Annotated in this window: 13 protein-coding genes and 1 other RNA gene; 7 read left to right on the forward strand and 7 right to left on the reverse strand. The window is 59.0% G+C overall.

The genetic code is table 11. The features are described from left to right. Positions 1-374 precede the first annotated feature (374 nt). Positions 375-724: a transfer-messenger RNA gene (ssrA, locus tag ACO54Z_RS00050) on the reverse strand. Positions 725-831: 107 nt separating this feature from the next. On the opposite strand from ssrA, the gene ACO54Z_RS00055 reads away from it, so the two are divergent. Then, positions 832-2445: a SulP family inorganic anion transporter gene (locus tag ACO54Z_RS00055; protein WP_485995185.1), complete on the forward strand. Its 1614-nt coding sequence runs from the start codon at positions 832-834 to the stop codon at positions 2443-2445. 31 nt (positions 2446-2476) lie between these two features. After that, positions 2477-2890, forward strand: coding sequence for a hypothetical protein (locus tag ACO54Z_RS00060; protein ID WP_485995186.1), 414 nt, complete (start codon positions 2477-2479; stop codon positions 2888-2890). Between the two features lie 496 nt (positions 2891-3386). Here ACO54Z_RS00060 and clpA read toward each other — a convergent pair whose 3' ends face one another. Beyond that, positions 3387-5669, reverse strand: a complete 2283-nt coding sequence (clpA, locus tag ACO54Z_RS00065) for an ATP-dependent Clp protease ATP-binding subunit ClpA (RefSeq protein WP_485995187.1) — start codon at positions 5667-5669, stop codon at positions 3387-3389. A gap of 14 nt (positions 5670-5683) precedes the next feature. Beyond that, the gene (gene clpS / locus ACO54Z_RS00070) at positions 5684-5998 is read right to left on the reverse strand and encodes an ATP-dependent Clp protease adapter ClpS (RefSeq protein WP_485995188.1); all 315 of its coding nucleotides are present in this window, start codon (positions 5996-5998) and stop codon (positions 5684-5686) included. A gap of 109 nt (positions 5999-6107) precedes the next feature. Between clpS and ACO54Z_RS00075 the strand changes: the two genes are divergently transcribed. The 4 genes from ACO54Z_RS00075 to pyrC all read left to right on the forward strand — a co-directional run bounded on the left by ACO54Z_RS00075 (position 6108) and on the right by pyrC (position 11549). Next, positions 6108-7925, forward strand: coding sequence for a M61 family metallopeptidase (locus tag ACO54Z_RS00075; RefSeq protein ID WP_485995189.1), 1818 nt, complete (start codon positions 6108-6110; stop codon positions 7923-7925). Between the two features lie 162 nt (positions 7926-8087). Beyond that, entirely contained in the window at positions 8088-9482 is a 1395-nt protein-coding gene (locus ACO54Z_RS00080; protein WP_485995190.1) for an MFS transporter, read from the forward strand. Then, complete coding sequence (locus ACO54Z_RS00085; protein WP_485995191.1) at positions 9479-10507, forward strand: SEL1-like repeat protein; 1029 nt, start codon at positions 9479-9481, stop codon at positions 10505-10507. Before ACO54Z_RS00080 ends, ACO54Z_RS00085 begins: the two co-directional genes overlap by 4 nt. Before the next feature lie 10 nt (positions 10508-10517). After that, positions 10518-11549 carry a dihydroorotase gene (pyrC, locus tag ACO54Z_RS00090; protein ID WP_485995192.1) on the forward strand — a complete coding sequence of 344 codons (1032 nt, stop codon included), beginning with the start codon at positions 10518-10520 and terminating at the stop codon, positions 11547-11549. A 54-nt stretch (positions 11550-11603) separates the two neighbouring features. On the opposite strand, the gene ACO54Z_RS00095 is transcribed toward pyrC, so the two are convergent. Further along, positions 11604-12836: an MFS transporter gene (locus ACO54Z_RS00095; RefSeq protein ID WP_485995193.1), complete on the reverse strand. Its 1233-nt coding sequence runs from the start codon at positions 12834-12836 to the stop codon at positions 11604-11606. A gap of 146 nt (positions 12837-12982) precedes the next feature. Here ACO54Z_RS00095 and ACO54Z_RS00100 point away from each other — a divergent pair, with 146 nt between their 5' ends. Continuing rightward, a complete protein-coding gene (locus ACO54Z_RS00100; RefSeq protein ID WP_298079517.1) occupies positions 12983-13285 on the forward strand; it encodes a DUF4282 domain-containing protein in 303 nt (100 codons plus the stop codon). Positions 13286-13343: 58 nt separating this feature from the next. Here ACO54Z_RS00100 and ACO54Z_RS00105 read toward each other — a convergent pair whose 3' ends face one another. The 3 genes from ACO54Z_RS00105 to ACO54Z_RS00115 form a co-directional block, all read right to left on the reverse strand. Further along, on the reverse strand, positions 13344-13685 hold the full coding sequence (locus ACO54Z_RS00105; RefSeq protein ID WP_485995194.1) for a hypothetical protein: 342 nt from the start codon (positions 13683-13685) through the stop codon (positions 13344-13346). Between the two features lie 281 nt (positions 13686-13966). Beyond that, positions 13967-14716, reverse strand: coding sequence for an SDR family oxidoreductase (locus tag ACO54Z_RS00110; RefSeq protein WP_485995195.1), 750 nt, complete (start codon positions 14714-14716; stop codon positions 13967-13969). Then, a complete protein-coding gene (locus ACO54Z_RS00115; protein ID WP_485995196.1) occupies positions 14713-15660 on the reverse strand; it encodes a biotin--[acetyl-CoA-carboxylase] ligase in 948 nt (315 codons plus the stop codon). The genes ACO54Z_RS00110 and ACO54Z_RS00115 overlap by 4 nt, the downstream gene beginning before the upstream one ends. Positions 15661-15809: the final 149 nt, after the last annotated feature.

Here is a 15809-nt window from a genome sequence, read left to right on the forward strand (position 1 = left end):
CGCTGAACGGCCAGGCGCAGCCGCTGGATGCGTTAGCCACACCGGACTTGCAACCACGTCCGTTGCTGGCAGCGGGCAATCCCTGATTGCAGAGCTTTGTCAGCCATGAAAAAGCCCCTGTTCGCAGGGGTTTTTTAACCAATCTATTTATAGTCATTCCCCGGAATCCTCTGAAGACAGTACAGATTAGTTTGGTGCGGGTTTCCCCAAAAAATGGCTTCGCTGTTTTTTAGGGAAACCCGGTTCAGGCAGGCAACACCGTATGAGGCTTTCGGTGGATGGCTATATATGGATGGCATCGGGCGATAAAAACAAGAAAAGCCGCTGAATTACAGCGGCTTTTGTACAGCATGGAACAGTATTGTCATGATAAATGGTGGAGGCGGGGGGATTTGAACCCCCGTCCGCGAACACGCAACTTTCGGTACTACATACTTAGGCTCGTTTTTGATTTAATGGGCGTGCAGCCAACGGCCAGGCAACCCGCACACGATTCCGCTTGATTTTGACTGCCAACCGGCGGACGCGATTGACAGCGGTTCTGTAAAAATGCCACTCAGTTTGAACGTACAGACACATTCAAGTGAGCGTCAGCGGGAATTAAGCCGCCAAAGCGTAGTTGTCGTCGTTTGCAACTATTAGGTTGAAAGGGATTTACGAGGTTCTTTCATCCTCGGTATGCACCTGGAGCCTTGTCATCCCCGTCGAATCCAGGAACGCCCCCAAGTGCTGCGCATTATACGCCGACTACGGAAAAAATCCAGTCTGGTGCGGTATCGTTTTTTACCGGAGAGAGGCGTACAATTTCTTTCTTTTGAATGGATGTTTTCTATGATTGCCTGGACTGAAGCACAGCGCGCGGGACTTTTTGCCCGTCAATACTGGTTACGCAACGTGATTGCGGGAATTATCGTTGGTGTTGTTGCCTTGCCGTTGTCGATGGCTTTTGCCATTGCCACCGGCGTCAAACCGGAGCAGGGTATTTATACGGCGATTGTCGCCGGCGTTATCGTTTCTGTTTTTGGAGGTTCGCGGGTGCAGATTGCCGGACCCACCGGCGCGTTTATTGCCATCCTTGCCGGGATTACGGCAACTTATGGTATCAATGGTTTGCAGGTGGCGACTTTTCTCGCAGGCGTCATGTTGTTGTTGATGGGATTGTTCCGTCTCGGTGCGATGATTCGTTTTATTCCGATGCCGGTTATTCTCGGTTTTACTGCTGGTATTGGCGTGGTGATTTGGGTCGGGCAATGGGCGGCTTTTTTTGGATTGCCCAAGGCACAGGGCGCGCATTTCCATGAGCAGATTTGGTCATTGCTGCGTAGCTTTCCACAGTTGCATTTGGCAACTACCGCTTTGGCATTGTTGTCGTTGGTGCTGCTCATGGTGATGCCGAAGATTCCGGGATTGCGCCGTATTCCTTCGCCAATGTGGGTGTTGATTGTCGCCACCACCGTGCAGGCCGTTTTTCAGTTTGAAGGGGTAAAAACGATTGGCACGGCATATAACGGCATTCCGACCGGACTGCCGCATTTTGCGCTGCCGGATTTTAATTGGACCGATATTGCAACGCTCATTCTGCCAGCCTTTACCATTGCCATGCTGGGCGCGATTGAATCATTGCTGTCGGCAGTGGTCGCTGACGGTATGGCGGGTACGCGCCACCATTCCAATCAGGAGCTGGTCGGGCAGGGCCTTGCCAATATAATTTCGCCGCTATTTGGCGGCTTTGCCGCAACCGGTGCGATTGCGCGGACGGCGACCAATATTCGCCAAGGGGGCAATAGTCCGCTGGCAGGGATTGTCCACGCTATTACCCTGGCTTTGATTTTGTTGGTTGCCGCGCCGTTGGCGGCCAATATTCCGTTGGCTGCCCTTGCTGCCATTCTTTTTCAGGTCGCCTGGAACATGAGCGATCCAAAGCGTTGTGTGAGCATGATTCGCCGCGCCCCGCGTGCTGATAACGCGCTTTTTTTGATTACGTTTTTCTTGACGGTTTTGGTGGATTTGGTGGTCGCCGTGAATATCGGTGTCATTCTCGCTACTTTGCATTTTCTGGGGCAAATGGCCAAAGCGGTTGAGGTTAAAAAAGGCGAACATAGCAGCGATGCAGAGCATTTGCCGGAAGATGTGCAGATGTTCGTTGTCAATGGTCCGTTCTTTTTTGGTGCGATGGAGAAATTTGAACAGACGCTGTCGGATATTAATACGCAACCACGCGCTGTTATTTTGCGAATGCGCTGGGTGCCTTATATTGATATGACCGGCATTTTGACGCTGGAACGGGTGATTGGTGATTTTCAGAAACGCGGTATCCGCGTCATGGTCTCCGGCGCAAATGAGCAGGTACGCGCCAGTTTAAGCCGTAGCGGTGTTTTGAAATTGCTGGGTGAAGATAATTTTGTGCGGGATTTTTCGATGGCAGTAGCAATATTGCGTCAATAAAATTTGCCATGCTGCTTTTGGGAAAGACGCTGTGTTTACGCTGTTTGTATTACTGCGTGATGATAATCATGCTGTCAATAATGATTTACTGGCTTGCGGTCTGAAACAGCATTTTCCCTGGTATAGTGATTTTGCGCTGTCCACAGAAACCCTGATTTTTCCGCCGGTATCTTTGCTGGTTCTGGAAAGGAAAGGTTGGCGGGTGCGGTTCGAGATTCGTGAAGCGGATGAAATGTCGCTGGACGTCGCCGTACTGCAAAAGATTTTGCAGAAAAAGGCCGCACTGCCTGTGGATTTTCTCGCTTATAACAAGGAAATTGCTGTCGGTTTTGATGATGATCCACAGCGCCGTTTTACGGATGACATGATTGGCGTGGCTGAATGGCTGCGCGATATTTTTCCGGATGCCGTGCTTTTTGATCAATATAACGGTGAGGTGTGGTAATTTCGGCCGCCAGGAGAAGCGTATAGCTATCCACCGAAAGCCTCATACGGTGTTGCGTCGCTTGATCGGGTTTCCCTAAGAACCTGTTTAAAATCCCCCTCCCCTGCAGGGCGAAGCCCGCAGCGGGGGAGGGTCGGGGAGGGGGTGGAGGAATGTTGTTCATGAATCGAAATTCCGGTTTTTTCAATCGTTTGCTGCCCTCACCCCGGCCCTCTCCCACAGGGAGAGGGAGCATATTGGCTGTTTTCCCAGTTTTCAGTTTTCTACACAAGCATACGGAAAAATGCGGTTCTCCAAGATTTTAAACAGGCTCTAAAAAATGGCTCCGCCATTTTTTAGGGAAACCCGCGCCGTACAACCGCGTACTGTCTTTGGCGACACGCCTTGTCTGAAACTTTCGGTGGATGGTTATATTTCCCGCTCCGCTGTGAACTTCGTCCGCTGAGGGCGAAAAACCCCGCCTCGGCGGGGTTTTTTTATGATGAACAGCGTCGCGTCAGATTTCCGGCACCGCTTCCGGTGCGGCGCTGTTGGCGCTGATGTTCAGTGCCGGTTCGCCGTCGAGCAGGGTGATTTGCACATGGCCGCCGTGTTCGGCCAGTTTGCCGAAGAGGATTTGTTCGGAGAGCGGCTGTTTGATGTGTTTTTGGATGAGCCGTGCCATCGGCCGCGCCCCCATTTTCGGGTCGTAGCCGTGTTTGGCGAGCCATGCTTTGGTTGCGTCATCAAGGCTGATGCTGATGTGTTTGTCTTCGAGCTGTTGTTCGAGTTCGATGATGAATTTGTCGATGACGTGACCAATGGAATCTGCGCCAAGCGGGGCGAAGCGGATGATGGCGTCCAGGCGGTTTCTGAATTCCGGGGTGAAATGGCGCTTGATGGCGGCTTCTGCCTGCGCGTCGCTGCTTTCTTTGCTGTTGGCAGCGGCAAAACCAATGCGGTTTTTTTCCATTTCAAAGGCGCCGACGTTGCTGGTGAGGATGATGATGAGGTTGCGGCAGTTGATTTCGCGACCGTTGCTGTCGGTAACGATGCCGTGGTCCATGATTTGCAGCAGCAGGTTCATGATGTCTGGGTGTGCTTTTTCGACTTCGTCCAGTAGCAGCACGGCGTGCGGGTTTTTCTGGATTTGTTCGGTGAGCAGTCCGCCTTGTTCGTGGCCGACGTAGCCGGGCGGTGAGCCGATGAGGCGGCTGATGGTGTGCGCTTCCATGTATTCGCTCATGTCAAAGCGCAGCAGTTTGATGCCCAAGACGTGTGCGAGTTGGCGGCAGACTTCGGTTTTGCCGACGCCGGTCGGCCCGGTGAAGAGGAAGCTGCCGACGGGTTTTTCTGCATCGCGCAAGCCGGCGCGGCTTAATTTGATGGCGTTGGCGAGGTGTTCGATGGCTTCGTCTTGACCGAAGACGACGGTTTTCAGGTCGCGCTCTAGGGTTTTCAGTTGGTTGCGGTCGTCCTGATTGACGCTTTTTTCCGGGATGCGGGCAACGCTGGCGACGAGTTTTTCAATCATCAGCGCGTCGATGATGTCGCCGCGTTCTGCTTCGGGCAGAAGGTGCAGGCGCGCACCGGCTTCGTCGATGAGGTCGATGGCTTTGTCCGGCAGGCGGCGGTCGTTGATGTAGCGGTCGGAGAGGCGCACCGCTGCTTCGACGGCTTCGGCGCTGTAGCGGATGTGGTGGTAGGCTTCGTAGCGCGGGATGAGGCCTTGCAGGATGGCGATGGCGTCGTCAATGGCGGGTTCGCTCACATCTACTTTTTGGAAGCGGCGGGCAAGGGCGTGGTCTTTTTCAAAGATTTGCCGGTATTCTTTGTCGGTGGTGGCGCCGATGCAGCGCAGTTCGCCGTTCGCCAGCGCCGGTTTGATGAGGTTGGAGGCGTCCATGCTGCTGCTGCCCGCCGAGCCCGCGCCGATGATGGTGTGGATTTCGTCGATGAAGAGGATGGCGTCGGGGACGTTACGCAGTTCTTTCAGCAGTGCCTTGATGCGGTTTTCAAAGTCGCCCCGGTATTTGGTGCCTGCCAGCAGCGCGCCAATGTCGAGGCTGTAGAGGGTGGCTTTTTCGAGGATGGCGGGAACTTTGCCTTCGACGATGGCTTTGGCAAGGCCTTCGGCGATGGCGGTTTTGCCGACGCCCGCTTCGCCAACGAGGATGGGGTTGTTTTTGCGGCGGCGGCAGAGGGTCTGGATGGTGCGTTCGATTTCGGCATTGCGGCCAATCAGCGGGTCAATGCGGCCTTCGCTGGCGCGCTGGTTGAGGTTTACCGCAAATTCTTTGAGGGCGGAGCGGCGCTTTCCTTCGCGGTTGTCGTCGTCATCGGGCGCGCCTTCGCTTTCTTTGGCGGTCTGCGCGGTGCCGTGCGAGATGTAGTTGACGAGGTCAAGCCGCTGGATTTCCTGTTTGCGCAGGAAGTAGGCGGCGTAGCTGTCGCGTTCGCTGACGATGGCAACCAGTGCGTTCAGACAGCTCACTTCTTTTTTGCCGGCGTTGCGCGCGTGCAGCACGGCGCGCTGGATCATGCGCTGGAAGGCGGTGGTCGGCTGGGTGACGCGGCCGCTGTGGTCGGCGGGGAATTGCGGGCAGTGTTCGCTTAAGTATCGGTTGAGTTGTTCGCGCAGGACGGCGAGATCTGCGCCGAAGCTGAGCAGCGCGTCGGTGACGCTGCGCTCGTCCAGTAGCGCCAGCAGCAGGTGTTCGAGGGTGAGAAATTCGTGGTTGGCGCTTTGCGCGCTGTGGTAGGCGCGGTCGATGGCCTGTTCGAGTACGTTGGAGAGCATGGTTTTTCCTCGTTTCAGTGGGGGCGCAGCACGCAGAGCAGCGGGTAGTCGTTGGCGCGCGCGTGGTCTGTGACCTGGTTGACTTTGCTTTCGGCGATGTCAAAGGGGTAGATGCCGCAGACGCCGCTGCCCTGTTCGTGTACCTGATACATGATTTCTTCGGCTTCCAGCGGGTCTTTGTTGAAAAACCGCATCAGCACGTCCACCACAAAGTCCATCGTGGTGTAGTCGTCGTTGAGCAGCATGACTTCGTACTGGCGCGGTTCGTCCAGTTCGGGGTCGGCGGTGAGGGTGTCGGTATCGGTGTCGAAATCGTGTTGCGGGCTCATGGCAATGTCTTCGGGTTACAGGCGCAAGAATGGCGTCGCCACGGCTTTTTTCAAGAGGGGCGACGGCGCGAATGCTAAAATAGCGGTAATTATCCGCATTGAGGTCATTATGTCAGCTTCCGCCGTCTCTTACCATGTTACCCCTGCGCCTGGCGGGCACCGTTTCAGCGTGCAGCAGCGCGTCCCGGTCGCCCCCGGCAGCGAAGTGGTCTTCTATATGCCGATATGGATACCCGGTAGTTATATGCGCCGCGACTTCGCCCGCTTTCTCTCGCGTCTTGCCGTCACGGATGCCGACGGCAACGCCATCCCTTTTGCCTTCGATAACCCCTCGCGCTGGCGCCTGCGCGTGCCGCCCGCCTGCCACGAACTCCACATCTACTACACCATCTACGCGCGCGACATCTCCGTGCGCGGCAACTATCTCGACCACGAACGCGGCTTTTTGAACCCCTGCGCCACCTGCCTCGCCATCGAAGGCTACGAACACCTGCCGCACCGCCTCGTGCTGGCGCTGGAAGGCCACCGCGCCGGTTGGCAAATCACCGGGGCGCAGACCGGCGGCGACGGTGCCTACTGGTTTGAAAACTACGAACAACTTATCGACACCCCGCTGATGTTCGCCGCCGAACTCACCATCCTGCCCTTTACCGCCGGTGGCGTGCCGCACGACATCGTCATCAGCGGCAAAGCCTGGGACTACGACCACGAACGCCTGCGCCGCGACGTGCAGACCATCTGCCGCGAAGCCGTCATGCTCTTTGGCGGCCTGCCGCCAATGCCGCGCTACACCTTCCTCCTCCACCTCGGCGACAACCTCTACGGCGGCCTCGAACACTGCCGCTCTACCCTGCTCATGGCCTCGCGCGACAGCCTGCCCGAACCGGACAACCGCGCCGGACACCGCTACATCCAGCTCCTTGGCCTCTTCTCGCACGAATACTTCCACACCTGGAACGTGAAAGCGCTGCGCCCGCGCGAATACCAGCACTACGAGCTGCAACAAGAACAGCCCACCGAAATGCTGTGGCTGTTTGAAGGATTCACCGCCTACTTCGACAACCTCCTCCTCGTCAGAAGCGGCGTCATCGGCATCCACACCTACTTCGACCTGCTCGCGCAGGACATCGCGCGCTACCGCCAGCGCCCTGGCCGCCGCCACCAGACACTCGCCCAGTCCAGCTATGAGGCGTGGACCAAACTCTACAACGGCGGCGAAGACGCGCAAAACAGCAGCACCACCTACTACATCCAGGGCGCGCTCGCCGCCTGGTGCCTCGACACCTGGCTGCGCGTACACAGCGAAGACGGCATCAGCCTGCCGATGGTGATGCACCGCCTCTGGCACGACTACCACCAGCACGGCGAAGGCCTTGACGAAGCGCGCTTCCTCCGCCTCACCGCCGACCTCCTCCCCGAAGACCTCGAACCCGCGCTGCGTGGCGTCCTGCGCCGCCTCGTCCACAGCACCGAAGAATTGCCGCTTGAAGAAACCGCCGCCCGCCTCGGCCTTGCCCTGCAAATGCAGCCCTCCGCCGGCGCAGGCGACCTTGGCAGCGACGTCCCCGCCGCACAACGCTACCAGAGCGACCCCGGCATCCGCTGGCAACGGCGCGGCGAACACTACATCGTCAGCCGCATCGACGAAACCAGCCCGGCAGCGCTGGCGGGCATCGCGATGGACGACGACATCATCGCCGTCAACGGCTACCGCGCCAGCGAAGCCCAACTGGCGCGCCACCTGCAACACGCCGCGCCCGGCAACGCCGCGCTGCTGCACATCTTCCGCGACAACGTGCTCGAAGCCATCGCCTTCACCCTGAACCCCGCCCCGGCCGACACCTGCATCATCACCCGCGACCCGGACGCCGACGAAGACAGCCGCATCCGCCAGCGCCACTGGCTCAACCGCAAGGCGGACGCATAACCCTACCCATACATCGCTGACAACACAAAACGTCGGGCATCCATGCCCGACCCGCCCCGAAAATCCACCCGCGCCAACAGGCCTTTCCCCGCATCCCCCCTTCCTTGCGCCGTCGCTACCCCCGTGCCAAAATCCGCGCCCTCGCAACCACCCGCACCCCCGATGCACACCACCGCCGCCGCACCCACCGGACACGAATACCTCGCCGAACGCCCCGGCTTTCCCGCCAAAACCATCGTCGCCGCCCTCTTCGTTGGCGCCTTCTTCGGCTACCTCAACGACACCCTGCTCAACATCGCCCTCACCCCGATCATGCACGACTTCGCCGTGGACAAAACCACCGTGCAATGGCTGACCACCGGCTTCCTGCTGGTGATGGGCGCCTTCACTCCCATCACCGCCAGCCTCATCCAGTGGGCAGAGACCCGCAAAATGGTGCTCATCACCCAGGCGACCTTCCTCGCCGGCTCGCTCATCTGCGCCTGCGCGCCGACCTTCGCCGTCCTCATCGCCGGGCGGCTGGTACAGACCGTCTCCGCCGCCTGCTTCGTGCCGCTCTTGTTCACCGTCGCCCCCGCCATCGGTCCGACCATCTCCGGCCTCATCATCGACCACAGCCACTGGCGCGTCCTTTTTGCCTTCACCATGCCCTTCATCTTGGCGGCAATGCTGCTGGTCGGCAAATACCTCACGGTGAACCTGAGCGACATCAGCCGCCCGAAAATCGACCTGCCCTCGGCAATACTCTCCATCGCGGGCTTCGGCGGACTGGTCTATGCGTGCAGCAACTTCGCCCACCTGGGCGCGGCAACCTTTGCCGCGCTCGCCCTCGGCGCGCTGCTGCTGATTGGCGTCTTCGCGCGGCGGCAACACCGCATCGACGTGCCGCTGCTCAACCTGCGCGCCTTCGGCTACGCCCAGTTCCGCTACAGCGTCATCATCCTCGCCAGCGTCTCCTTCCTCTTCCTCTTCCTCTTCCTCGGCCTCGAACTGCTGCTGCCCATCTACACCCAACAAGTCCTGCTGCTCAGCGGCACCATCACCGGCCTCATCCTGCTGCCTGCCAGCATCGCCGAAGCCGTTGCCGCGCCGCTGCTCGGCAACCTGCTTGACCGCAAAGGCGGCCGCTACACCGTGCTGCCCGCCACCATCCTGCTGACCGCGCTGCTGGCCGTGTTGTGGCTGCTGCTGCGGCTGGAAACCCAGGTGCTCGCCCTCTCCGCCACCTTCACCCTGATCACCGTCGCCGGCTCCGCCTGCGTTACCGGCGAAACCCACGGCCTGAACGCCCTGCCCAAAGCGCTCAACCCGCACGGCGCCGCCATCATCGCCACCCTCAACCCGATCGCGGGTGCGATTGGCGCGGCCTACTTCATCGGCGCGACCAACATCGGCGAAAAACTCACTACCGCCGCCACGGCACAACAAACCATGCTGGGCGGCATCCGCCTCGCCGTCGGCAGCGCGCTCATCCTCGCCGCCACCACCATCTGGCTCGCCAGCAAACTGCAACCGAACCGGGCGGAATCACCCCAACCGCAGGAGCCAAAAACATGAAAAACCTGATCACCGTACTGGCATTCTTGCTCGCCCTCTGCCTACCCCTGCACGCGCAAGAAACGGCAACATCCATCACCCAACTGCAGGAAAAAGCCGAAGCGGGCGATGCCGAAGCCCAATATCAGCTCGGCAAAGCATACGAAACAGGGGAAGGCGTCATCAAATACCTCAGCACGGCCCGCTATTGGTATGAAAAAGCCCTGGAAATATGCGACCGCAACATAGATGACTACATACAGCCCACACATTGCGACGATGCCGCCTACCGCCTCGCCCTGATTACAGAAGCCGAAACGGGCGGAGACGAAAAACAACGCGCTGCCGCACGAAAATACTGGCAAAAAGCGGCAACATGGGGAAACCCAAACGCGCTTCGCCAACTCAAATTGCGCGCCTGGACGGGCGATAGCGAAAGTGCCGCATACCTTGCACAACTTGATTCCGGCGAAAACGAAAAAAAAGCCTGGCTAACCATAGCGGCGCATATGGAAGAAGCCGATATTGATTGGGAAATGGCACAAGACAGCAGTATTGATAACGACGAAAAATACATCTGGCTTGCCCGTGCAATCAATGCCGGACATCCCGAAGCACGAAAAGACGCATTGGAATATGATGAAAAAGCCTTTCACCTGGGCGAAATATTTGCCCAAGGAATGGGCGTTCCTGCCGACCAGGCACAGGCAAACTACTGGCTGACCCAAGCTGTCGCCCAAAAAGGCAATAACCGCGCCTTTCGGCAATTACAACAAAACGCCCAACAAGGCGATGCCAATGCCCAATACCATCTGGCGACGCTCTATTACAGCGGCATGGGCATCCCCACCCGCAGCACCTGGGAAACCAAATACTGGCTGGAAAAAGCGGCAGAACAAGGAAATACCGAAGCACAATACCATCTCGCCCTCATCTACGAAGAAATCGGCGAATCCAAAAACGCCGAAAAATGGATGACCCAAGCCGCCGGACAAGGCAATCTCTGGGCAGCCGCCTGGCTCAAACAACACGAAACCCGCAACTAAAGGAAACCCCATGCAAACCCTCACCATCCCCACCCCGGATGACCTGCACATTCACCTGCGCGACGGCGCTGCCCTTGCCCGCACCGTCCCCGACGCCGCCGCCCAATGCGCGCGCGCGCTCGTCATGCCCAACCTCACCCCGGCGGTGGACAGCATCGACGCCGTCACCGCCTACCGCGCGCGCATCACCGCCCACATTCCGGCGGGCAAAACCTTCACCCCGCTGATGAGCCTCTATCTCAGCGACAGCCTCACCCCGGAAACCGTACTCGCGGCGAAAGCGGCGGGCGTCGTCGCTATCAAATGGTATCCGAAAGGGGCGACCACCAACTCCGCCCAGGGCGTCGCCGACCCGCAAAAACTCGACCCCATCCTGGAAGCGATGCAACAGGCGGGACTGCTGCTGCTCATCCACGGCGAAGTGACCACCGACGGCGTGGACATCTTCGACCGCGAAGCCACCTTCATCGACAGCACGCTGGAGCCGCTGCGCCGCCGCTTCCCGCGCCTGCGCATCGTCCTCGAACACATCACCACCGCGCACGCCGTCGCCTACATCCAGGCGCAGCGCGACAACCTCGCCGCCACCATCACCGCGCACCACCTCCTCTACAACCGCAACGCCCTGCTCGTCGGCGGCCTCAAACCGCACTACTACTGCCTGCCCATCCTCAAAACCGAAGCCGACCGCCGCGCCTTGCTTGCCGCCGTCGCCAGCGGCGATTCGCGCTACTTCATGGGCACCGACAGCGCGCCGCATCCGCGCCACGCCAAAGAAAACGCCTGCGGCTGCGCGGGCTGCTATACCGGCCACGCCACCCTGCCGCTCTACGCCGCCGCCTTCGAACAGGCGGGCGCGCTGGACAAACTCGCCGCTTTCGCCGCCCGCCACGGCGCGGACTACTACGGCCTGCCCTACAACGCGGGCGAAATCACGCTGGAGCGGCGCGAACAAACCTTCCCCGCGAGCCTGCCCTACGGCGACAGCGAACTCGTCCCCTTCCTTGCGGGCGAAACCTGGCCGTGGCGGATTGCCCAATAACTGCCGCCAAAAAGAAAAGCCGTCCTGCGGGACGGCTTTTTCATGGCAGACGAATTACTGCGTCACCGTCTGCGGATAGCGGCGGAAAAATCGCGCCAATTGCCAGGCGGTGCAAATACCGACAGCGGCGAAAACCATCCACGGCAACAGCGGCCAATGAAGCGCCTTGCCCAAATCATAAAGCCAGCCGCCGAAAAAGTTGCCGAGACCGCCGCCCACGCCAATGCTCAGCGCACTAAAACCGACATAAAGCCCCAGGGCGCGCGGATGCGCCAAATGCGCCACCAAAATATCAATCATCGGGCGACTGACCAGATAGCCGACGGTATATCCGCCAATCCATAACAGGAAAATGGCGAAATGGACGGAGGTTCCCAAAAAGAAAGTGCCACAGGTCATGATTAAAGTTCCGGCAATCAATAATTGATGACTGCGGAAATGGCGCTGCAAGCGGCGTACCAGAAAATATTGCAGCAATAACGTCAGCAGCGAACTGAAGGTATAAAACCAGCCCGCACTCGCCTTGCTCCCGGTCAAAGATTCCGCCAATAACGGAAAGCTGATATTGACCTGCATCACCACAAACCAATAACCGCACATAATCGCGACAAAACGTAAATAAATCCGGTCGCGCAACAATTGTCGTAAATAGTCCATGCCGCCGCCTTTCTCCTCTGCCGGTGGTTTGATATTGGGGAAAAAGCGGACGGCGACAAAGACATTGGTCAAAAAACACGAACCGGCGGCAATGCCAACCGCGCTGAAATCAATCAATAACAGGGCAATCGCCAGCATCGGGCCAATGGTCGCCGCCAGACTGGTCAAATAATTGGCGAGCAAATAAAACTCGCGTCGCTCTTCCGGCTGCGTCATCGCCACCGTCGCCGCCTGAAACGGGGCATCAAACAGCGCGCCGCCCAATCCGGTCAGTAATAGCGCGACAAAAAATACCGGCATCGACACCGCATAGCCGAGCATAAAAAAACCGACAGCGCGGATAATCAGCCCGGTGCAAAGTACCGGCTTCAAGCCGTAGCGGTCGGCAAGCATCCCGCCAATAAAAGCCAGCCCCTGCTGGCTGATTTGGCGAATGGCGAGCGCCATGCCGACGATTGCCGCCGACATTCCGACATCGGCGACAAAATGTACCGATACCAGCGGAATGAGCAGGGTAAAGCCGGTGGTGGTAATGGCCTGATAAATCAGCAGGGCAAAAAGCTGTGGCCGGTCGCGATAGCGCAGCAAATCGCGTAGCGGGGAAAAGAGGGCGGCAAAACGGGTATTCATGGCGGGGCAAAAGACAAGGAAAACGGTATTATAGCGGATGCAGGCAGGTGGCGGCGTCCCTGCTACTTTTGTACAATACCTGCCGCCCGCCACCCCCGGAAGGGAATAAAAGCGGGCGCATTTCTTTTCATCCACCGGAGCAACTGATGCTGAAATCTTTTTTGAACTTTGACCAATTTATCACCCCGCGCGTAATTACCGTCCTTTACTGGATACAAATCGTGGGCGTCGTTATTATCGCCTTTTCCGTAATGTTTTCCGGTATCGGTGGTGGCATTTATTACACCGGAAATGGCGGTTTCTACCGTTCCAGCTTTACCTTCAGCAGTTTTCTGGCAGGCATTTTTATTTTTGTCGTCGGTGTGTTGATGGTACGGGTCATGAACGAGTTAATCATCGTCCTCTTCCGCATTCAGGAACATCTGAAAGCCATCCGCGAGGAAAAATAAGCGACAGCGGCCATAAAAAAGCCTGCCATGACGGCAGGCTTTTTTGTCGGTGCGATAATTACTCGTCGTAAGAACCGCCATAGGCGCAATTGCAGTCTTTATCCTTGTCCTTGTTGTCATTGCCTTTGTTGTCATTGCCTTTGTCATTCGGCGTGTTGTCATTACCTTTGTTATTGTTGCCGTTGTCATTCGGCGTATTGTCATTACCCTTGTTGTTATTATTGTTGCCGTTGTCATTCGGGCCGCTGGTGCCAGTGGTATCCGCACCCGTTTTGCAAATGTTGTGGAATGTGCCTTCCTGATAGCAAAAATCGCGTTGCTTTCTCGCACCATCGCCCGTGCTGCAAGCGGCGAGGGATGCCAGAATGATGGCGGAAAGAATCAGTTTGGTGCCTTTCATGTGTATTTACCTCTAATTAAAGCCTGATTTGATGCGTAATCGCGAGGCAATCATAGCAGATTGCCGGGGATTTCGTAGCCGTTGCCACGCCGAAGCGGGCGTAATGGCGGGCTTGGGGCGGTTTGCCAGGCCGATGCCACCTCCCCGGCGAAGCGGGAGAGGGGATGAAAAACCGCGTAGCGACCGCCTCGCAAACGCATGGCAATTCCCCCTTGCGGGGGCAGCGGCGGGCAGGCGGGGCGGGTATTGCAAAATGGTCATGCCGGGCGCCGCTGCGCTCTTCAGCTTTTCTTTTTCACTGCCAGCCCGGCGGAGGCTTGCGCGACCGGCATCATTTCGATGCGGTTGATGTTGATGTGTGCCGGGCGTTCGGCAATCCACAGCACGGTTTCGGCGATGTCCTCTGGCGTGAGGTAATCGACGTTTTCGTAGAGGGCAGCGGCTTTGGCGTCGTCGCCGTGGTAGCGGATGTTGGAGAATTCGGTGCCGCCGCAGAGGCCGGGCTCAACGTTGGAGACGCGCACAGCGGTGCCGAGCAGGTCGGTGCGCAGGTTGAGGCTGAACTGTTTGACGAAGGCCTTGGTCGCGCCGTAAACATTGCCACCGGCGTAGGGGTAGCTGCCGGCGGTGGAGCCGAGGTTGATGATGTGGCCGCGGTTGCGCGCGATCATGCCGCGCAAGACGGCGTAGGTGACGGTGACAAGGCCTTCGATGTTGGTGGCGATCATCTGTTTCCAGTCGGCGAGCTCGCAGGCGGGGAAGGGCGCGGCACCCAGCGCGAGACCGGCGTTATTAACCAGCAGGTCGATGGCTTGCCATTCGGGCGGAAGATTGGCGAGGGCGGCAAGGGTCGCGGCTTCGTCGCTAATGTCAAAGGCGAGCGGCAGGCAGGCGTTGCCGAATTCAGCGTGCAAGGCTTGCAGGCGCTCGGCGCGGCGGCCGGTAGCGATGACTTTATGCCCGCGGGCGATGAGCAGGCGGGTGATGGCGGTGCCGAATCCGGCGGTGGCGCCGGTAACGAGGGCGATCATGGTTGCTCCTGTTGTTGGGGGAATGAAGGGGTTTGTGGGCGCAGGCGGGTCTCGCCTTCGCTCCAGGCGTGGATGCCGTCGGCGCTTTCGAGCAGCAGCCGTCCCTGGTCGTCAATGCCGCGGTTGATGCCGCAAATGGTGTCGCAGGCGCGGTGCAGGCTGACGGCGCAGTCGGCGTAGGTATCGAGTGCGCGCCAGCGGGCGGGCAGGGCAGGGCGGCCTTCGGGATGGCGGGCGAAGGCGTCGCGCCAGGCGTTAATCAGCGCGGCGGTGAGCGGGTTGCGGGCGATGGTGCCGCATTCGCCCAAGCTGGCGGCGGGCTGGTCGAGGCCGGACAGCGGCAGCAGGTTGATGCCGATTCCGGCGATGATGTCCACGCCGTGCGCGTGATGGCTGGCTTCGACGAGGATGCCGCCCAGTTTGCGCTGGTGCAGGTAGAGGTCGTTCGGCCATTTGAGTTGTACCGGGTAGCCCGCGGCGCGCAGGGCGCTGGCGGCGACGATGCCGAGGGCGATGCTGAGCGCGGTGGCCGCCTGCGGGTCGGGGTAGTGCCAGCCCATGCTAAGGATGATTTGTCCGGCGAAGGGCGATTGCCACGCGCGACCACGGCGGCCACGCCCGGCGCTCTGGTATTCGGCGAGGATGGCGTCGCCGTTGGCGCGCGCGGTCTCGCGCATCAGCGCGCTGTTGGTGGAGTCGGTGACGGTCAGTACTTGTACGGCAGCGGCGGGGCATTCGCGCTGTAACCAGGCCGCGTCGAGCAGGTCGAGCACGGGCAGCATTTGCCAGCCAGCGGCGGTTTCCATCAGGGGGACGACGCCGCTGTCTTGCAGCGCAACGAGTTGGGTGCGGGTTTCTGCTTCGCTGCGCCGGAGCTGGCGGGCGAGGGCGGCCAGCGGCCAGGGGTGCAGGTCGGCGAGGGTGTGCAGCAGGGTTTCGGACATGGCGGCTCCGCGGTTTGGGTTGGCGGGCAGGATACTGCGAACGCCGCCGCGATGCCATGCGGCGCGGGCGAGGTGCAAGGAAAAGGGCTGCCCACGCAGCCCTGTTTTTATGGTTTTTGTTGGTTTTTAGAACCTGTTTAAAATCCCCC

This window comes from Cardiobacterium sp., assembly GCF_057314735.1.